This is a genomic window from Pseudomonas sp. IC_126, from assembly GCF_004331835.1.
In the GTDB taxonomy this organism is placed as follows: domain Bacteria; phylum Pseudomonadota; class Gammaproteobacteria; order Pseudomonadales; family Pseudomonadaceae; genus Stutzerimonas.
In genome coordinates, this window is the sequence record NZ_SJSS01000007.1 from 208,298 (window position 1) to 226,450 (window position 18,153).

Annotated in this window: 19 protein-coding genes and 1 pseudogene; 16 read left to right on the forward strand and 4 right to left on the reverse strand. The window is 54.7% G+C overall.

Annotated features, from left to right (window positions below; genetic code table 11):
- Positions 1-7: 7 nt before the first annotated feature.
- The 6 genes from radC (at position 8) to E0D86_RS19425 (ending at position 5,948) form a co-directional block, all read left to right on the forward strand.
- Complete coding sequence (radC, locus tag E0D86_RS19395; protein WP_131651686.1) at positions 8-505, forward strand: DNA repair protein RadC; 498 nt, start codon at positions 8-10, stop codon at positions 503-505.
- Between the two features lie 526 nt (positions 506-1,031).
- Complete coding sequence (locus E0D86_RS19405; protein ID WP_131651688.1) at positions 1,032-2,294, forward strand: ABC-three component system protein; 1,263 nt, start codon at positions 1,032-1,034, stop codon at positions 2,292-2,294.
- Positions 2,291-2,779: a three component ABC system middle component gene (locus tag E0D86_RS19410; protein WP_131651689.1), complete on the forward strand. Its 489-nt coding sequence runs from the start codon at positions 2,291-2,293 to the stop codon at positions 2,777-2,779. The genes E0D86_RS19405 and E0D86_RS19410 overlap by 4 nt, the downstream gene beginning before the upstream one ends.
- Positions 2,776-4,740 carry a DUF3732 domain-containing protein gene (locus tag E0D86_RS19415; RefSeq protein ID WP_131651690.1) on the forward strand — a complete coding sequence of 655 codons (1,965 nt, stop codon included), beginning with the start codon at positions 2,776-2,778 and terminating at the stop codon, positions 4,738-4,740. The genes E0D86_RS19410 and E0D86_RS19415 overlap by 4 nt, the downstream gene beginning before the upstream one ends.
- 137 nt (positions 4,741-4,877) lie before the next feature.
- The gene (locus E0D86_RS19420) at positions 4,878-5,330 is read left to right on the forward strand and encodes a hypothetical protein (RefSeq protein WP_131651691.1); all 453 of its coding nucleotides are present in this window, start codon (positions 4,878-4,880) and stop codon (positions 5,328-5,330) included.
- A gap of 102 nt (positions 5,331-5,432) precedes the next feature.
- Positions 5,433-5,948 carry a hypothetical protein gene (locus tag E0D86_RS19425; RefSeq protein ID WP_131651692.1) on the forward strand — a complete coding sequence of 172 codons (516 nt, stop codon included), beginning with the start codon at positions 5,433-5,435 and terminating at the stop codon, positions 5,946-5,948.
- Between the two features lie 268 nt (positions 5,949-6,216).
- On the opposite strand, the gene E0D86_RS22045 is transcribed toward E0D86_RS19425, so the two are convergent.
- Entirely contained in the window at positions 6,217-6,267 is a 51-nt protein-coding gene (locus tag E0D86_RS22045) for an SEC-C metal-binding domain-containing protein (protein ID WP_371924095.1), read from the reverse strand.
- 186 nt (positions 6,268-6,453) lie between these two features.
- Between E0D86_RS22045 and E0D86_RS22050 the strand changes: the two are divergent.
- From E0D86_RS22050 to E0D86_RS19460, 6 genes and pseudogenes are all read left to right on the forward strand, one after another.
- Positions 6,454-6,621 (forward strand): annotated as a pseudogene (locus E0D86_RS22050) (site-specific integrase); the annotation flags it as partial.
- A gap of 273 nt (positions 6,622-6,894) precedes the next feature.
- Entirely contained in the window at positions 6,895-8,307 is a 1,413-nt protein-coding gene (locus E0D86_RS19440; protein WP_131651693.1) for a hypothetical protein, read from the forward strand.
- Between the two features lie 2 nt (positions 8,308-8,309).
- Entirely contained in the window at positions 8,310-9,116 is an 807-nt protein-coding gene (locus tag E0D86_RS19445; protein ID WP_131651694.1) for a hypothetical protein, read from the forward strand.
- A gap of 2 nt (positions 9,117-9,118) precedes the next feature.
- Positions 9,119-10,747 (forward strand): hypothetical protein, encoded by a 1,629-nt coding sequence (locus E0D86_RS19450; RefSeq protein ID WP_131651695.1) that lies wholly within the window; start codon positions 9,119-9,121, stop codon positions 10,745-10,747.
- Positions 10,748-10,761: 14 nt separating this feature from the next.
- Positions 10,762-11,796, forward strand: a complete 1,035-nt coding sequence (locus E0D86_RS19455) for a hypothetical protein (RefSeq protein WP_131651696.1) — start codon at positions 10,762-10,764, stop codon at positions 11,794-11,796.
- Entirely contained in the window at positions 11,780-12,199 is a 420-nt protein-coding gene (locus E0D86_RS19460) for an RNase H1/viroplasmin domain-containing protein (RefSeq protein ID WP_131651697.1), read from the forward strand. The genes E0D86_RS19455 and E0D86_RS19460 overlap by 17 nt, the downstream gene beginning before the upstream one ends.
- A gap of 81 nt (positions 12,200-12,280) precedes the next feature.
- Here the strand turns inward: E0D86_RS19460 and E0D86_RS21445 are convergent, their stop codons facing one another.
- From E0D86_RS21445 to E0D86_RS19475, 3 genes are all read right to left on the reverse strand, one after another.
- Positions 12,281-12,427: a hypothetical protein gene (locus E0D86_RS21445; RefSeq protein WP_165914267.1), complete on the reverse strand. Its 147-nt coding sequence runs from the start codon at positions 12,425-12,427 to the stop codon at positions 12,281-12,283.
- Positions 12,428-12,827: 400 nt separating this feature from the next.
- Entirely contained in the window at positions 12,828-13,985 is a 1,158-nt protein-coding gene (locus E0D86_RS19465; protein WP_131651698.1) for a lysozyme inhibitor LprI family protein, read from the reverse strand.
- An 887-nt stretch (positions 13,986-14,872) separates the two neighbouring features.
- Complete coding sequence (locus tag E0D86_RS19475; RefSeq protein ID WP_131651699.1) at positions 14,873-15,376, reverse strand: hypothetical protein; 504 nt, start codon at positions 15,374-15,376, stop codon at positions 14,873-14,875.
- 218 nt (positions 15,377-15,594) lie between these two features.
- On the opposite strand from E0D86_RS19475, the gene E0D86_RS19480 reads away from it, so the two are divergent.
- The 4 genes from E0D86_RS19480 to E0D86_RS19495 are packed head-to-tail and all read left to right on the forward strand — an operon-like array spanning position 15,595 to position 18,035.
- The gene (locus E0D86_RS19480; protein WP_131651700.1) at positions 15,595-15,990 is read left to right on the forward strand and encodes a hypothetical protein; all 396 of its coding nucleotides are present in this window, start codon (positions 15,595-15,597) and stop codon (positions 15,988-15,990) included.
- Positions 15,991-15,992: 2 nt separating this feature from the next.
- Entirely contained in the window at positions 15,993-16,652 is a 660-nt protein-coding gene (locus E0D86_RS19485; RefSeq protein ID WP_131651701.1) for a hypothetical protein, read from the forward strand.
- Positions 16,653-16,676: 24 nt separating this feature from the next.
- Positions 16,677-17,759 (forward strand): YafY family protein, encoded by a 1,083-nt coding sequence (locus E0D86_RS19490; protein WP_131651702.1) that lies wholly within the window; start codon positions 16,677-16,679, stop codon positions 17,757-17,759.
- Positions 17,760-17,762: 3 nt separating this feature from the next.
- Positions 17,763-18,035, forward strand: coding sequence for a hypothetical protein (locus E0D86_RS19495; RefSeq protein ID WP_131651703.1), 273 nt, complete (start codon positions 17,763-17,765; stop codon positions 18,033-18,035).
- Positions 18,036-18,153 lie beyond the last annotated feature (118 nt).

Below are 18,153 nucleotides of genomic sequence, written 5' to 3' on the forward strand. Positions count from 1 at the left end.
GCGAAACATGAAACTGCACAAACTCAGGGCCGGCGAAACTACCGGGACCTACCTCGTCGAGTCGCCTCTAACCGAGGCCGACATCTTGCTCATGGCCCAGCAACTGGCTAGCCAAAGATTGAGCCGTGGACGCAAGCTTACCGACCCCAAGCAAGTCTTCACCCATCTGCAAACCTTGCTCGCTGGGTACGAACATGAAGTTTTCGCGCTCCTGCTGCTCGACAGCAAGCACCGAGTGATCGCATTCCGCGAGCTGTTCCGGGGCACCCTCGACAGTGCCAGCGTCTACCCGCGTGAAGTCGTCAAGTTAGCGCTGCAATGCAACGCTGCAGCAGTGATCCTGGTGCACAACCATCCCTCTGGCGACCCCGAGCCAAGCCATGCAGACCGCGTGCTAACCGGTAAGTTGAAAGCGGCTTTGGATCTCGTCGGCGTTCGGGCGCTCGACCGCGCCGTGGTTGGCAGTGAAGGCTGTATATCACTGGCTGAGTTTGGGTACTTATGATGGCGATACTCAAAGTACTTGCAGCTCTGTTCGTATTCGTAGGGATTCTCGCGGGGTGCGTAGCGGCGTTGCTGTTGGTGATATTGCTGGTTCGCTTTCCCCTGCTAGTGCTTCCGGTTCTGCTGGCCTGTTGTATCTTCAGCACTATCCAGGGAAGCACTGACAAAAACCCTTCAATATCGGCATAAACGGGCGCGGGCAGCTTAACGGCGGCCCACGCTGCGGTTAGCATTTTTTTTGCTCCAGCTAACTGACTGGCGGCTATCGGCCCAAAAGCGGACAGTTACGCAGGGTCAGCAGTCCTTCCTTAAAGCTTGCAGGCCTTCATAGAAACAGGGGCGATTCATGTGTTGAGATCTCGCCTAGCCGAATCACGGTTGCGGGCGCAAACGGCTAGCCAACCACCACACATTAGGCGTTGCTTGCGGCGTGTACGACCACAACAGAAGGCGGTCGATAGACTCGGCTCGCCCCCATTCCTGGCACAACAGACTTGGGATGAACGACCTGGAACTTGGGCTGAATTATGAGTTTTGTAGCAAGCAACGATTCCGCAGATCAAAAGAAAGAAAACGATCCTTACAGCGCCGGAGAACAGGGGCTCGGCTACATCTTTCAACCCCGCTTTGCGCTGTACCAGGCATTGGAGCTTCCAGAGGACACCGCGATCCTCATCGAGAAGGAAGATGACCTCGATTTCTTGGAGTCCTCCGGAAAGAAGACACTGGCCTCTCTCAAGCACAAGGCTGCTGGTGAACGCCTGACTGACCTGTCTGTCGACTTCTGGAAGTCGGTTAATATCTGGCTAACTCGTTACCTGGCCAATGGACGGGTTGAGTCTGACTATCAGTTTTTCCTGTTCACCACTTCGTCCGTCGCGCCGGATTCATTCTTAAAATTCTTCCTGTACGGCGCTGATACAACCAAGGCTGAGCCCAGCCTTTGGCAACTGACAGAAAACACGCTCGCCACCAGCAAGGCGAAATCGTTCACCAAGATCAAGGAGTTGCTCTCGAAGCTGACAGCGCTGGAGAAAGAGGACTTCGTAACGAGAATCACGATTATTGACAGCACGCCTCGGATTGGCGATCTCCCAGCCCTCATCAAGGCCCAGAAAATGCGGCCAATCCGCCCTGAGCACAGGGACGCAGTCTTTGAGCGCCTGGAGGGATGGTGGAATGATCTAACTATCCAGATGCTCTGCGACCCGCAGAGCGAGCCCGTATATGCCCGGGATGTTTCGGAGAAGTTGTTCAGTTTCAGTGAGGAGTACAAGGATGACAATCTCCCCATTACCTTTGAGGACGCGACGCCCAAAGCCCCCATCGATGCGAGCACCGATAACCGGCTGTTCGTAAGCCAACTCCGTGATCTGAACCTGAGCCCCAGCCGCATCCGCAATGCGATCCTGGACTACTACCGCGCATTTGAGCAGCGCTCCGCCTGGGCAAGGCAGCGCTTGGTGGGCTCTGAAGAAATCATGAAGTATGAACGCCGGCTGACGAATGAGTGGGAGCGCACCAAAGACGTCCTATTCGATGATGCGTTCGACACCCCGATCGAGGACTGTTCTGAGCCGGAACTGATTGCCGTTGGCAAGAAACTCTATACCTGGGCTGAGACAGAAGCACAGAAGCTTGCTCACCTGAATATCCGGGCACGCGTAACGGAGCCTTACGTACTTCGCGGCAGCTTTCAGATTCTAGCCAACAAACGCCCCTATCCCACCGTTTATTGGCATCCACAGCTGCTGGATCGCCTGGCCAAGGCTGCTGGAGAGACCGAATGATTCGCTGGGATGAGCGTCCTTTTGAGACCAAGAATCTCTTCAACCCTGCCTTCTGCGGGGTAGTCCTGATGCGCGCGCTCAAGGCCTATGCAGTGATAGATCCCAAGGGCATGCCCTTTTCGATTTCACTGCTTGTATTGCCGCTGAGTCTGCACCAAGAATCTCGAAGCGCGCTGCTCAAGCACTACAAGGGCTACCTGCTCAAGACAGTGGAAACGTACCCCCAGATGCAGATCGGGCTGGCCGAGCGGGTAACCGAGATGCTGCCATTCACGTTCGAGGCATTTGCATTGGCACATTACACCGATTGCTTCGAGGTCACCCCGCAGGGACGACTCCTTCCGAAAGCCAAGAGGGTTAAAGCAGACATCGAGGGCACCGAGGAATCAGTGGCGTGCCAACGCGCAGCGGCTCTGCTGGGGAGAGAGTTCGCCAAGATTGCAGACCGGGTTACGGTGTACACCGCTTTTGGAATTCGACCATGAAAATCAGCTCCATCCATGTATACAGCCACGACGGCCAGCGCCGCGATGTTAACTTCGACGTTGACGGACTCAACATCATTACGGGCCGCTCGTCGACAGGTAAATCCGCCCTTTCGGACATCATCGAATACTGCATGGGCCAATCCAACTTCAACGTTTCGGATGGTGTTATCCAGGACAAGGTGTCCTGGTTCGCAGTGATCTATCAATTTCCGGACGTGCAGGTCATGGTCGCGAAGCCGGCCCCACGGTCAGGCGGCGCGAGCTGCAGCCTGGCCATGACGCGTACCGGGGAGTTTGTGCAGCCTCCTGAGTTTTCCGAGCTCGTGATCAACACGGACGACATCGCCGTCACCTCTTTGCTGTCACGTCAACTGGGCATTCCGGAAAACCGCACAGAGGTGGCGGAGGAGCACACGCGTAATAGCTACGAAGCCTCCATCAAGCATTCATATTACTACCTGTTCCAAAGGCAGGGCCTAGTCACCAACAAGGATCAGCTTTTCTATCGCCAGAACGAGCCGTTCCAACCCCAGGCGATCAAAGATACGCTTCCCATCCTGCTGGGCGCTTCGACCAATGAGCGCTACGAGCTGCAGACCAGGCTGCGGACGGCTCAGCGAGACCTGAGAGCCCAGGCAAAGCTGCTGGAGCAGGCAAAGCAAGCGGTGGGCAACAACCGAAACCAGGCCATCACACTGCTGACTGAAGCCAAGGCGGTAGGAATACTCCCTCAAGAGCCCCCCATTGGGGAGGTCGAGGAGATCATTGCTGCCCTCAAAACAGCAGCGCAGTGGACTTCCGCCAAACCGCATGCCCAGCCTGAGGACAGGGTACCCAAGTTGGAGACTGAGCTGGCCAAGCTGAGGAAAACCAAGCGCGAGATCAAATCCAAAATTGAGGCCGGCCAGATATTCGAACGGCGTGCCGGCGGCTTCCAGAGCGAGGCATCGGAACACATCGACCGCCTCTTATCCATCAAGTCGCTTCCGAAGAATGCAGCCACAGGCGAATGGCAGTGGCCTTTCGCCGAAAAGAACCTGGCCATGGAAACTCCCATAGCCCAAGCGCTCATCGGCGAACTGGAATCCTTGGAAGCAGAAATGCAGACGGTGATGGGGCAACGTCCGCAGATCCAGGGCTACCTGGCGGAGGAAAATCGACGCCTTCAGGACAACACCAAATCGATTGTCGAGAAGGAAGCGGAGCTGACAGCTGCCATCGCCGCCAGTACTGTGCTGGCCAACGCCCAGAAGCAAAGCGACGCAGCCAAGTATGTGGTGGGGCGCATCAGCTTTTTCCTAGAAGGCTTCATCCCTGACAATTCGCTGAAACAGCAAGAGGCTGACTATCGCCGTAGGGAAATGCGCGTACAGGAGCTTGAAAAAGCACTGGCAGATGTCGATGTAGAAGACCGCCTGGCGTCGATCCTGAATAGCATCTCGGCACAATTCAATCTGTACAACAAACGCTTCGAGTCCGAATTCAGTGCCTACCCGGCCCGATTCGATCTGAAAAAGCTGACCATCATTTTCGACCGCCTTGAGCGCTCCGTGCCCATGGCTCGGACAGGTGGTGGCGAAAACTATCTGGCGTATCATCTCTCAGCGCTGCTCGCCCTGCATTGGTACTGCGTTAAGAGCAATCGACCCATGCCGCGTTTCTTGGTGATCGATCAGCCGACTCAAGTGTATTTTCCCTCAGAGGAGTCCTACAAGGCGGTCGACGGTACGGTATTGAACACTGAGCAATCTGATGCCGACATGGACTCGGTACGCAAGCTGTTCAACCTGCTTTACCAGTTCACGGTCGAAGACGTACCAGGCTTCCAGATCATCATCACGGAGCACGCAAATCTACGGGATGACTGGTTTCAGAAGTCGCTGGTCGAGGCACCTTGGAGCAAGCCTCCGGCGTTGGTGCCCGAGGGCTGGCCTCTCAAGGGTGAAGTGTCGCTCTGACGAGCTGTTGAATGCGTCGCTCTTATTGGCGATGGATACCAAATGCATCCACCTGAGTTGCATCGAACCTTGGCAAAACCGGAAGCTTGAGTAAGTCCAGGTCCTCGTGCCTGGAAATCCTTCCAACAGGAGTTGCCATGACCCGTCTCCGTTTCATCCCCTTTCAACTGAAACGCTTTCCACAGACGAACGAAGCTCTGTTCGCCATTGCCCTGTGGCCTGTGCTATTCGCGATCGGCTGCTGGCAAACGCCACAAATCGCCCAGTTTCTGAACGCTCGGGGGGTTGAGATCAGCATGCTGCAGGTCTTTCTGGCGGGCTTTGGAGCCTACCTGTTTCTGCTCGGTAAGCACCGCGTGTTCAACCAGCGTTATCTCGAGCACCACGCAGTCGATATTGCCTGGTACCGTCGACTGCGCGAGGTTGATCAGGAAATGGTTGCAGCTGGCCTGGCTGGCACCGATGCGCATGGGGCCGTGATGAGCGAGATGGCCCAGCTCCGCAAGCAATTGGGCTTCTTGGTCGATGCAGATGACTTCATATTGCAAGCTGAAAGTCTTGAACCGAGTAATGAGCTGGCTGCGCGGTAAGCTCAAGTAACTCAGTCATTTTTCCCCTGTAAAGTACAGTCCGGCTTCGCAGCACAGAGCCCGGCATCTTCGGTACACGATAAGGATGTTGGAGTACACGTCATGACCATCGAGCTAAACACCACAGCCATCAGAGGGCTCACCCGTCTCGCGCTTCCAGCTGACGATAGTTACATCTACCGGCTTGGAGTCGCGCTGTACGGCTTTGCTTCCCTCAGCAGCTTCATGGCCGAGCTCGCTCACCATATGGATCCGCTCGTGAACCGCACTGAGCTTCAGGCACGAACGGGCGGCGAGATCCTCAGCGAATTCCGCAAGTGCGTAAAGAAAGCTAAGGCAACAAAACCTGCGGTCGGGCCTATCGGCCGCGCCGCCGCTGACATGTTCCAAGCACTAAACACCCGGCGCTCGGACATCATGCATGCCTACCCGATCACCAACCAAGCCAGGCAGCAAATTCTGCACCGTCGGTTGGACAAGAAAAATCGCTACTTCGAGGTCACCAACGAGATGCTGGAGGAGTTCATCAGCAAGCTACATGACGTGAGCAGCTTGCTGTATGACATTCGCGTCATCATGAAGCCAGAGCTTGGCGACCGAGTGCCGGCTGCTAAGTAGTGAGCAGCTTAGATGCGTGCTCAGAAGCCCTGGAGGCGAATAGCTTCAGGGTTAGCCTCGGACTAAAGTAAATCGCCCCTGGTTTCGTAGTCATTCAATAACCTCGTTGGGCTGGATACGAGTGGCTGCTACTGGCCGGTTTCCGCCTGTGGCCAACCGGCTGGAGTCGGCCAGTAGCAGCCATTCCCTTCACGCAGCTTCGATCTCGAAGTGGGTCAGATGCAGAGTTAAGTCGCGCTGCAAGGAGGCACCGCTTTTAAGAAAGTTGTTAGCGGCAGCAGTGCTTGTATTTCTTCTCTGAGCCACAGGGGCAAGGCACGTACCGGCCTACCGGCGGGCCAATGTAGGCTGGTTGGTGCGTTATAGGTGGAACCCAGCCCCAGCAGACTTTGGGTCACCGGCCCTATTAGAGTCCCTCTCAACGGTCGCTTTGGTTCTTCGAACAGTCATACGCATGCTTCTTTAAGAAGGCGTTTTTGATCGGTAGCTGACAAGAATGGCCTAAGAAGGCTGGAGCGACGACAAAGTTGCCCAAATTCGGTCATCCTCACTGCATTGGCTGCGCCACACCTCCGCGACGTTCGATGCGTCACACCGAGACATGAAGGATCTCCAAGCCGACCGTCCCCATCACAGCATTAGCACTACGCAAAACACCTATTATGATCCTTGAGACGGACAACGAGTGAACTCGGCAAAACGCGCTGAAAATCAAGCTTAGGCCCCTGTCAGCGCTTCCGCCCTCCTCATCGCTGCTATCGCACCCTTCTGAACTTGAGTTTTGTAGCTCAGGCTTCGCCAGTGGTCGATTCATGCCTATAGCTCAACTGCCGATAAGCGTCGTCAGTCAGCGGTTCACGCTTGATATCTTTTGAAAAAAAGCGTCTGATCGCGATCCGATTAATCCTCCATATTCGGACAGGGACGTATGGGAATTTTGAGCTCCATGTTCGGCTGGATTCAGGCCAAGCCAGCCAAGGGTGACAACCCAGACCTCTATCCGCTCGACTACGACGAGCTCAAGAAAGAAATCGATGTTGAGCAGGAGGCCCGGCGGCTGGCTGTGCTCAATAGCCCCTCCCCTGATAAAACAACATTGAGTTCTGTGGAGATGCGCATAGTCGACAGGATCGAAGAGTATCGATCCAAAGTTGTCAGGTGGTCGCACGAGCACCTTATCTACCTACAGCGGCGCATGTCAGAGCTCGACATCACCAAGAACGTAAATCGTGCACGAGAGCTTGCAGAAGAATTTAAGCGCGTTGCGAACGACATCATCTCAAGTCATGACCATGAGCTAAGGCAGCTTGACGATGAAGCGCGTCGGGTGGCCGTGGATCTGGACAATTTTAAGGCCAGTAACAACCTCTATCGCCAGCCTAAAGAGCCAATGGGCGGGATCAAGAAGAGTTTTTGGATTCTGATTTTGATCAGCCTGATTCTGATTGAGGGCCTCATTAACTCAAATTTCTTTTCTGCAGGCCTTGATGGGGGCTTGATTGAAGGGTTCACCTACGCCGGTGTTCTGGCCGCCCTGAACGTTATCGTTAGCTTCTTCATCGGTTATATCGGCTTGAAGTACCTCTGGCACATCAAGCCCGCTGGAAAGCTTTGGGGGTATGCCTCTCTTCTTATAGCAATGGCCGTCATGTTGGTCATCGCACTGATCACAACGCATTTAAGAGACGCATTTACCATCGTTTCATTAGATGGTGATGCGATGGCTATCGCCTGGGATCGTTTGTGGCCGGCTCCTTTCCAGTTCCAAGGCATACAGTCTGTCCTGCTGTTTGGCGCTAGCGTTTTCTTCTCCATCTGCTCATTGGCGAAGGGTTTGACCTGGGGCGACATTTATCCAGGCTATAGCCGACATGCAGAAAGACTCGCCGAAACTCGAGCCATGCATGACAGCAAGGTTGATCTGGTGCGTGAAGAGTTGAAGGCATCCAAGGAAGAGTTTGAAGAACGGCTAGACAAGATCCTGAATGACTCCGCCAGTGAGGTAGTGCGCCTCAAGGAGCACGTTGAGCGCAAGGCTATCACCGGCCGGCGAATGAGCAACTACCTCGACAAATCCGAGCACACCCTTGGCGCACTGATCGAACTGTTTCGAACCGAGAATGGAATGCACCGCAAGCTGGATACACCTGCTTACTTCAATGTTCCGGCCACCCTGCGCTCGATCACACCGCCCGAAGTAAATGTCGAACCGGATCAGCGCGATGTAGATAGGCAGGAAGCCTTGCTAGACGGCGTCATCGCACAGGCAGAAATCATACGTGGTCAAATTCAGTCAGCGTTCGTGCTGTGCTATGACCAGGTAACCCCGCTTCGTGATCATTTGAAATCGGCGCAATAGTCATGGCTCGACGCAGTAAATTAGCTCAGAAAAAGCACAATATCGCCATTGCAATGATGGTCGCCGCAGTAATCACAATGATCGCAATTGGCGGTGCCATTGCGTATCTCTACATGGGTCGTGATGAGCCCGTTGACTCGGTTACCTTGTGCCCGGCACCAGGCCCAGAAGGTCACACTGTCCTGCTGGTGGACAATACAGATCCAATGAACTTTATCCAGCGCCAGGCAATGACTCAGCGACTCAAGGAAGCTGCCGATAAGCTCGTCCCTGAGGGCCACATGGTGTCTGTCTTTGTGCTTGGCGAGTCATTTACTGACAACGCCATGCCGATTTTCGAGAAGTGCAACCCTGGCACTGGTGAGGGCAAAAATTCACTAAACTCCAATCCCAAGCGCATCAAAAAACGGTTCGTAGATGAGTTTCAGGGCCCACTGGTTCGCCTGAGGGATCAGGTAGTGCTTGATACACCATCTGACCGCTCACCAATCTTCGAGATGCTGCACCTTTTGTCGATCAATGGCTTCAGCCGTATCGATGCACAAGGCCCTCGCACGCTCATCATTTTCTCGGACATGCTCCAGCACATGCCTGAATTCAGCATGTTCAAGGCTCTGCCCGAGTTCAAAGCTTTCCGAGAAAGCACATACGGCCGCAAATCTCAGGCTCGCCTGGAGGGTGTTGAAGTGCACCTGAATTATTTGCTCAACCACCCGAAACTGCAAACGAACAAGCAGGCGTCTTTTTGGGAGCAGTATTTTGATAACAGCGGTGCGCACCTGGTCAGCGTCAAGGCCTTTGAGGGATAAGCATGAACAGCCAAAAACAGATCAAGCTGCCGGCGCTTTTTGCCGTAGCGTGCGCAGCCAAGATTTTGTGCCTAATCATCAGCTTTGTGATCGGCGATCTGTGGATCACAGGTGTGCTGCTTCCAATCACAGTGATGGTCGCGTATCTGGTGATTGGTGGTAAATACCGCACATCAGACGTCTCTGATGAGAAGTTTGCCGACTCTTGCTACTACCTCGGCTTCATCTTCACGGTCGCATCGATCATTGCAAGCCTGATCGACCTGCCTAACATACAGGGCGACATGCTCACCATTGCCGCTCGCTTCGGCGCTGCGATGATCACCACAATTGTGGGCCTGACAGTACGCGTCGTGCTGGTTAGCTTCCGGCCGAACATGGATGACGCACTGCGCAATAACGAGCAGAGTGCGATTGACGCCTCGCGCCGGCTGACAGACGAATACTCGCGGGCTTTGATGGCGCTGGTGCATTTTCGGGGGGAGGTTTTGGAGGCGACCACTGAAGCTGTCAAATCTGTGCGCGACAGCTTCGAAGAAATTGCCAAGCACAATGCTGCTCAGATGGATGCGCATTACGTAGAGCTCTCTGAGCGCAACAAGGCTCATTTCGAGGATCTGAGCAACCGCATCAACTATGCATTTATTGAAAATGTTCGAGAGATCAAAAAATCATCGATGAGCCTGGGCCTTGTAGTCGAGAAATATGCGCGTGAGACCGGCGCGTCACTGGGCAAGCTCAATCAAAACGTCGAAGACTTCACCAACAACGTGGTGGCGAAGCTCGACAGTGTAGCGTTTCCCGATGATTTGTTTTCTCAGAAGCTCGCCGGGCCTATCGATGAGCTCAGGGGCTCTACCGAACAGGTAACCGCAGGCGTTCGCGCTGTTACCAAAGACGTGAACAGCGCGGCCAAGTCTGTTGAGCGCTCCGTTTCAAAGATCAACACCCAGAGCGAAAGCATCAGCACTGTGCTCGAGTCTGCTGCACTCATAGCTCAAGAGCAATCGCGCATGGTGGAGCTGGCATCATCGACCCATGCGATGACCCTGGCCCAGGCCGAGCACCACAACCAGGCGCTGGAAAGACTTGCGCAACAACAAGATCGAGTCAACGAGCGCCTCGATGCCCAAATCACCAGCCTAAACGTCATGTCCAAGTCAGCAAAGGATATGAGTGGATCAGTCGCAACGCTAGTTGAGCAGATCAGCCAGGGCCAACAGGCGACTGTAAACCTGTCTCAGACCGTAGAGCGAAGCCATGCCGATCAGCAGTCGCTGATTAATGCGATCAAGGTCACCATGGAGTCGCTACCCATGCTGGTAAAGGAGTCTCGTACACTGTCAGAGGCTCTGGTTGGCGAGATGAGGTTCTTCCAGGACGAGTCCATCAAGAATCAAGAGCAAATCACAGCAGCTCTTGAACGCTTTGAAGCTGCATCCAGCAAAGCACTCACGACACCCCGCATTGTAGATGGGCGTGTGTCCACTAGCGTTGCGGCGCCGACGGCTCACGATGCGGCCCAACACGAAAATCTGCTTGAGAGAGTGGACGCTGCCATTGGAGCAATCAAGGCCGTGTCCTCCCCCGCGCCCCTTCGTCCGACCGCAGACACCTCTAGCTCAACGTAATCGAAGGTACATGGATGTCTGCTAAGAATGATCAGGTCTTTCAGCTTTCGCTGACTGAAATCGCCTTCATGCTCACCTTTCTCCTGATGCTTGTGCTGGGCCTCATGCTGGTTGGTCTGCAGAACAAGAATCGAGATCTGCTTGATCAACTTCAATCAGAGTCCACCCTCGAGCAGCAGCATTCAGCGATGACAAGTGCGCGTGATTTCATGCGGCAAACGCTTGAGACTATTGGTTTCAAAGACCCTGACGAGGTGATTTCACAGCTGGTTAAGGAATCTCACGCCCATGCAGAGTCAGAACGCCTAAAGGTGCTGCTCAATGAGAAAGAGCAGCAGCTGACTGCGATGGTTGAGCTTGAGAAGGTGCTGGCTCAGATGAGTCAGAAAACCGAGGCCACTGCTGCGCAAATTCAGACCTCTCTGGTCGTCATGTCAAAGCTAGGTGAGAGGCTGGGGCCTGAGTCGTCAGCAGGTGATCGGTCCGCTGAGCTTGATCGTCTCATTTCAGCGACAGAGCTTGTAGCCGGCCAGGCGCCGAAAGATGACGAGTTGACGATTGTAGAGAAGGCAACGGCTGTCGTGGCTGATGCCCAAGCTTATCAGGAGATTAAGAGCAACAAACTCAACCCCGTCGAGCTCAAGCGAGAAAATGCCAACCTTCGAGGACAAATGGTGTACCTGCAGAACAGGCTGGATGCACGAGGCGGAATGGACTTTCCACCTTGTTGGGCAGATGAGGTAACCGGTAAAACTCAATTGCTGTTTTCGTTGGTGCTGCGCGATGAAACTCTACTGGTCTCCCCCGCCTGGCCGGCCAGCCGCGAACAGGATGCGGCTGTACTGCCGAACATAAAGCAGATCCTTTCCAAACCAGAGGTTGGGTATCCTGAATTCATAAGCTCAGTGCGACAAATCTTCGCATTGTCCAAGCAACAGAACTGCCGGCACTATGTTCTGATCGACAATACCATTACTGATGCCGTGCAGTCAGATCGAAAGCGCCTGATGATCGAAGGCAGCTTCTACAAGATTGAAAAACGCCGTTGAGCTAGGGGTTTATGTGGGTAGTTTCTATGCTGTCAAAATCGGTCTCAGGCCTGGCGTCTACGAGGGGTGGTTCGGTATTGGTGGCGCTTTTGAGCAGGTCAACAACTACCCGAACGCCAAATACCGTCAGTTTTTCACTCAAGATGAGGCTGAGGATTGGCTCGATGATGAGGGTCAAACAACGCTCCCAGCCCAGCCGAGACCCATCCTCGATGGCATAGGCGTAATCGTAACGCTCATACCAACTGGTTCTACTGAAGCCACAGGCGAGTATGTGGCGACTGGACGTTACGAAACGAGAGAAGCAAAAGAGGCCGAACGCCTGGCAATAGACGAATTCTGGACGGACGAGCTCAGCGCCAGGGGCACCCCTTATTGCATCACCCTGGAGATTGGATTCTGATGGGCTGCCCACCATGCACCTCTAAGCCTCTTCTGGCCTACTTCGTTGCAGCCGATGATCAGAAGAAAGCGTGATAGAGGTTCAAGCACCGGCGACCGCAACCGAGTTGATGCAACTCAGGACGGGGATAATCATTCGCTGGATCTCGTCTAAAACGGCTCCGGCAATATGATTGTTGCTACCCAGGGCGGCTGGTGGGTCGAAGGCGATGTAGGTGTAATCAGCCAAACAGGCTCTTCTAACTCCGCCTCGCTGGGTCAGAAGCTGTCAGGTATCGAAGGACAATGACAGACACCGCTACCATCATCCAGAACGGCGTAGGTAACAGTGCTGTTGTGGTGCAGGGACAGTAAAGACTGACGCGAGTCGAAACCCCGCCTATCTTGGAGCCTAAAACCCAACCGTTTGGCTCATACTAATTCCCTTTTGAGTGGCGAAGAATCCGTCCCCCACACATTCATAAGGCCGTCATTGAGCAAGTAGGTGAGCGTCCTGATCCGGATGACTGAAGTCAGAAGCCCAGCGTACACGGGCGCTTTTACTCCGTGCCCAAGCAGGCTTCTAATCTCACGACAGAACTGCGCGGAGCGATCCACACCCATTTTTCCGCGGTCAGACCACTTCAACGCTACGCCTCCTCCCTGCTGGGGAAGGTGGTGTAGCACTCGGAAACTGAAGTAAATTCACCGTCACGGCAGAGCCAGCGGCTTAAGAACGTATACCCGACTGCCAGCCCGGCAATATGTGCCCTGGTGGCCCTATCGCTTCGGCGGTTGCGCGCAGCTGCTTGGGCACGGGTCTCGTCCTTGTATTTAGTCTGAAGCAAGGAAACGATTAGCAGTGCCATCAGTACGTAGAACAAGCTTACGAGCAAGAGCTTTGCAAGGAAGGACAAGCCGATTTTCCAGATAGCGTCATTCGCTACAAATGCCATGAATAATGCGAACGCAATAGCGAGCAGGACAGCAAGCATTCCCACAAGCTCAGGTAGTGGCGATGGAAACTCTAGCCACGAGAGCAGTAACCAGGCGAAAAACCCGCCTACGGGCAGAGCATTGGTGACGAGCGCATCGGTATAGTTAGCGTAGACGGTCAGCTCGCCGGAACGATGCAGCGCAACGGCCGCACCCAACACGCAGAGCATCGCGATAGCAGCATATTTCCAAGCCGGTCCATCAACAAACCGCTCCCACAGACCTTTTTGAGCGGCAGGGGCGATAACTGGTTGAACCTGGCGGCCAGTACTCGCTGCCTGCGAGACAGCCGAATATCGCGGACTCGATACGGGACGGGCTTCGCTTGACCGCGCTGCGCTTTCCTGCTGCTCAGCGAGGGCATCCGAATTGATACGGGCTAGGTTTTCGCCTTCTCTGCGTAACAGCTCAGCCTCTTGCGCCTGCTGTCGCTGCGCTTCAACCACCTGCAGCCTCGCTTGCTCTGCTTCCCAAATGGCGATTGAGGCCCTGTGCTTTTCGTCACGAATGAAGTGACCGAGTTCGGTGATGCGGTCCGACATGCTCTCGTCGACACACTTCTGCACAGAGCAGACGTCTCTAGAAGCGACCCAAGCTCTTTGGGCGTCGCGCAACGCAATGGGGTCTCCCGCTACTCCACGAGCCTCGTGGTAAAGCTTGCTCAAGATATCGTCGAGACCAGATAAGTAGCCATCGCGACAGATTTCTTTCTCGGCAAAACTGGCGGCCCTCGAGCAATCGAAGCTCACCGCTTCGACGCTTATGGTCAATAACATTAGGAACAGCGCTAACACGCTTCGGAAGATCATCATTTGGCCTATGTATTCCAACGTCGCGCCAGCGGGTGGCGCATCGCGACGTAAGCTACTAGCGTCGCGATTCCATGAAGTTATGCTGAAGCCGGACAATGAGTTGATTGCCAGCCAGCCCTACTTATCTGACCGGCGTTTGCCGTCCATCAGAGTGTGGTCTGAACTACAACTAGACCGGACGCGGCTAAAGGCACGGCCGGTGCCCTCTGATTAACGGCACATAAACAGTAAACTTGAATGGAGCGAAATGGCCGCCTATCTGGCGACCGCCGTCAGGCTCGGTGCACGCTTGGGAGGTAGCCTATAGCCAGGCGTATGCAATCGATTGCTGGGTTCCTAGCCCGGCTGGCTCGAGCCAATGCCGGTAGGCCTCCGTACACTACAGTGCTCATGACGCGCCTGCTGGTCTTGCGGCAGTTGTTCAAACTCGGAGTTTCAGCTCCTCGACCGCATGAGCGGGGTCAGCGTGGATCGTCGGCACAAGCTGGTCCCAACGTGCAGGTGAGCGAGGCGGACACGCTGCATCTGGTCGCCGTGTTGGATCGAGGAAACAGCAGCCGAGACTTCTGGGCTGATCGTGGCTATCACAACAAGCCTCGCGAACATTGGCTCAGCTCAACGGATGGCGCCCGCACATTAGCGTGAAGGCCAAGCGAGCAAGCCCATCGGGAGCGGAATAAAGCACGTAGTCAACGCATACCCAGCCCACGAGCACAGGTTGAGCGAGATATTAACCAGCCTGGCCCAGATGGGTTGCAAAACGCCGCTCAATACATATTAGCCAGTGGTGATACTTTGCACAGCCATCGCTTCAGACAAAGCCATGTAGGACAGCGTCACGACCCGGCAAAAAGGCAGGCTAACACTGCCAAACGCAGCCTGACGTCTTATGCAAGTTCAACTGCGACAGGGTTTTTCACCACATTGAGCGGGGGCAGAGTATTGCCATGCTCTAGGAAATACGAGTCGATCGCCAAAGCTTCATACCAAAACAATCGTCCAGTCAGCATATGGTCTGACCCAAGTTTTGATAAGGGAAAAAAAGCAATCATCATTTTTTCCGTCTTTCCTTGAGGCCATCGCCATGCTGCCGAATGGCCATCGTAACGTTCCTCCCAAAATATGCCTGCTGAGGATGCGAATTGTGCTATGCGGGCCTTAAAGTTCTTTGTCTGCCCGATATATTGCACCCCCGGTTCATCTGGCGTGGGCATCGCGCCAGTAGGTGACCAAGCAATACAGTAAATACCTGCCGCATTCGTGATACTGGCCAGGCCCGGATTGATCTTGTGCGAACGACCTCCTGTTCCTGGCCAGAAACACCCTTCCACGTCTGTCCAGGGAAACCAGCGGTTCTCATGAGGGCGAAGATCGAATAGCTCTGACGGCATGGCGGGCTCCAGTATTTTAGGTTCGTTTATTAGCATTATGGGACCGTGGAAGCGCAACAGACCCCCCCGCGGTCCACGGAGGTCCCGCACGTAAAGAATCTCCTAGTCTTCACGAACCTAGAACAACTTCCAAGAAAATCATACGGCAACACAGCCATGCGACGCATTCCGTCGTGCACATGCGACATGCTCCCGGCACGACAGTCAGGAGCATATACATGGATCGCTTGATCAAAGAAAATCTCGAAGCCTTACTGAAGGAAGCAGCCGGAACCAAGCGCCTTGGGCGACGAATTATCAATCTCGCCGGCTTCCTCGGCACCGCAGAAATCCCTGCTGGAATCCAAATCCAGCTCAACGAGTTATCACGTCTTCTGATCCTTCATGACGCGTTCGATGCTCTGCTGGAACCCATCACGCTACTGTCACGCGCTGACGTGTCGCGCATGCTCGACACCCAAGCACTTGTAGCAATGATTTCCAGCCTAGAGGCATCCCGCCAAGCCATCGCGGACACGGGCACGATCAATTACGCGGAGCTCATCACCTGGCTTGTAGGCCAGGCCCAGTCGCGCCGAATCCTTCGCCTGAAGAACCCAGCGTCTGGAGCGTGACGATGGCCGACCTGAGCAACCTCATCCCACCGCTTCCACTGCGCATGCGCATCATGGACTTCAACTCGGGTTACGAGTCCATACACACACAGATCAAGTGGAAAAATCAGCGCACCCTGCTGGGAGCCAGTGACATCGCCTTTGCTATCAACGCCCCACTGGACTATCTAGCCGACGACGATGGGGCCAACTATGTATTCTTTGTCGAAACAACTCCTCGCTCGAGAGATCTGGGGCGTGGCGGTTACCAGATCGTGGCAGAGCCGCACATTGCCGCGACGGAATTTCAAGCCTGGTCCGAACAAGTCGTTCGCTACGTTCGTATCGCGGCATTAGGCTGTGAGTGGCCCGGACGCAACTACGCCGACTTCCGCCAGTTCCTAACCTATAGCAAGGGCCGGCAGCTCCATTTCTCGCTTTCGGACATCGACTACGCGTTTCCACTGCCCTTGCTGGACCCCCCCAGCAAAGACTTCCGCACGCTTTACCTACTACTAATCGACAACGAGATACCGGATCTATATACCCTCTCCGAGCTTGCAGAGGCGGTCGAAGAAATGAACCCCCGCTTGGAAACGATGCTATTCAGTACAGCCATCCAGCCGAACATGCCCGCGAGGGTAATGTTCTTGGGCGAAACCTCGGCTAGCCTGGTGCTTTGAGTGCCGCTTTTGCATGCAGCGCGCATGCACCAATTGCACACAGGCGATTTGGCAAAAGCGATAATCGCCAAACTAACAGCTGAAGGGATCTCACCGGTGCCCACTAACTCTTCTCGTCGCACGCTGGCTCGTCAGTGGGAATTGCTCAAGCTCTTGCCGACTAAGCCCCCGGGCCTATCCGCGTCCGACCTGCAGCGCCGACTCCAAGATTCCGGTCACGAAACGAGCAAACGGACAGTGGAGCGAGATCTGAACGAGTTGTCGCAGTTATTTCCTCTGGAGTGCAATGACAAAGGTGCGCCTTATGGCTGGCATTGGATGCCAGGCAGCCCAACCGAGCTTCCCGGTCTGTCGCTGAGCGATGCCCTGACGTTGCAGTTGCTGGAAGGCAGCGTGCGCCTCCTGATCCCGCGCTACATGCTGAAAACGCTGGAGCCAAGGTTTGAGCAGGCCCGCCTGAAACTGCAAGCTTTGAAAGAGGAAGTCCCTACAGCCGGCTGGCTCGACAAGGTCGCCACGGTGCACCCCGAGCTTTCATTGCTCCCACCGATCGTCGATGTGCAGCATCTGGAGACAATACAAGAAGCCCTGCTGCACAACAGACAGCTTGATTGCAGCTATTACGCAGCCCACAAAGATCGCCAGCGCCACTTCACCCTCAACCCACTAGCGCTCGTTCAGCGCGGTCAGGTGACCTACCTGCTGGCAACAGTGGATCCATTTGAAGATGTACGCCAGTTTGCATTGCACCGATTCGGTACCGTGCAGCAGACCGCATCCGCCTCAACCATGCCAGAAGGCTTTAGCCTGAAAGCCTATCTCGCAAGCGGCGCCATGCAGTTCGGCACCGCAGCCACAATAAAGATCGAAGCTTGGGTCAACGAAGGCCTGAGCCGACTCCTTGCAGAGACGCCCCTATCAAACGACATGCTCTTGGCACCGGAGGACGACGGCGCCGTTGTAACGGCGACGGTCAACGACAGCTGGGAGCTGCGCTGGTGGATCCTTTCGCATGCTGGCTCGATCCAGATTCGAAAGCCCGCTACGCTAGCAGGGGAAGTAGCTTATAGACTCAAACAAGCCCTTCAATTGCAATCAAACAGGTAGCCCATGACTGATCTGACCGTTGTCGACATCTGCTGGACCGAACGAACCAAGCTCGTGTATGACGCTGAGAAGCAGGAATACATGCTTCCTAGCACGCCCTCGGCGCTAGGAAATGGGCTCTATTGCATTTATGGCCGCCACCCCGTTTATGGCCCTGATGTACTTCTATATATCGGTGAAACCAAAGAAGCGGAGAGTCGCCGCTCCTTCCGAGATAGGCTCGGTGAACACGTAAAAGGACGGTTCTGGTACCACGCCAACCTGTCTGTAATGTAGTGGTCAACCCATCCCGGACAGTGGGTTAAGTTTTTCTTCGGCCACCGCAGGCGGTAGCCCATCGTTGAATTGATGCGGCCTGATCCAGTTGTAGCGGTGCATCAGGTAATGACTGATG

Coding starts and splice junctions, on each gene's coding strand:
- radC (WP_131651686.1), top strand. CDS start 8: ATGAAACTGCACAAACTCAGGGCCGGCGAAACTACCGGGACCTACCTC.
- E0D86_RS19405 (WP_131651688.1), top strand. CDS start 1,032: ATGAGTTTTGTAGCAAGCAACGATTCCGCAGATCAAAAGAAAGAAAAC.
- E0D86_RS19410 (WP_131651689.1), top strand. CDS start 2,291: ATGATTCGCTGGGATGAGCGTCCTTTTGAGACCAAGAATCTCTTCAAC.
- E0D86_RS19415 (WP_131651690.1), top strand. CDS start 2,776: ATGAAAATCAGCTCCATCCATGTATACAGCCACGACGGCCAGCGCCGC.
- E0D86_RS19420 (WP_131651691.1), top strand. CDS start 4,878: ATGACCCGTCTCCGTTTCATCCCCTTTCAACTGAAACGCTTTCCACAG.
- E0D86_RS19425 (WP_131651692.1), top strand. CDS start 5,433: ATGACCATCGAGCTAAACACCACAGCCATCAGAGGGCTCACCCGTCTC.
- E0D86_RS19440 (WP_131651693.1), top strand. CDS start 6,895: ATGTTCGGCTGGATTCAGGCCAAGCCAGCCAAGGGTGACAACCCAGAC.
- E0D86_RS19445 (WP_131651694.1), top strand. CDS start 8,310: ATGGCTCGACGCAGTAAATTAGCTCAGAAAAAGCACAATATCGCCATT.
- E0D86_RS19450 (WP_131651695.1), top strand. CDS start 9,119: ATGAACAGCCAAAAACAGATCAAGCTGCCGGCGCTTTTTGCCGTAGCG.
- E0D86_RS19455 (WP_131651696.1), top strand. CDS start 10,762: ATGTCTGCTAAGAATGATCAGGTCTTTCAGCTTTCGCTGACTGAAATC.
- E0D86_RS19465 (WP_131651698.1), bottom strand. CDS start 13,985: ATGATGATCTTCCGAAGCGTGTTAGCGCTGTTCCTAATGTTATTGACC.
- E0D86_RS19475 (WP_131651699.1), bottom strand. CDS start 15,376: ATGCCGTCAGAGCTATTCGATCTTCGCCCTCATGAGAACCGCTGGTTT.
- E0D86_RS19480 (WP_131651700.1), top strand. CDS start 15,595: ATGGATCGCTTGATCAAAGAAAATCTCGAAGCCTTACTGAAGGAAGCA.
- E0D86_RS19485 (WP_131651701.1), top strand. CDS start 15,993: ATGGCCGACCTGAGCAACCTCATCCCACCGCTTCCACTGCGCATGCGC.
- E0D86_RS19490 (WP_131651702.1), top strand. CDS start 16,677: ATGCACCAATTGCACACAGGCGATTTGGCAAAAGCGATAATCGCCAAA.
- E0D86_RS19495 (WP_131651703.1), top strand. CDS start 17,763: ATGACTGATCTGACCGTTGTCGACATCTGCTGGACCGAACGAACCAAG.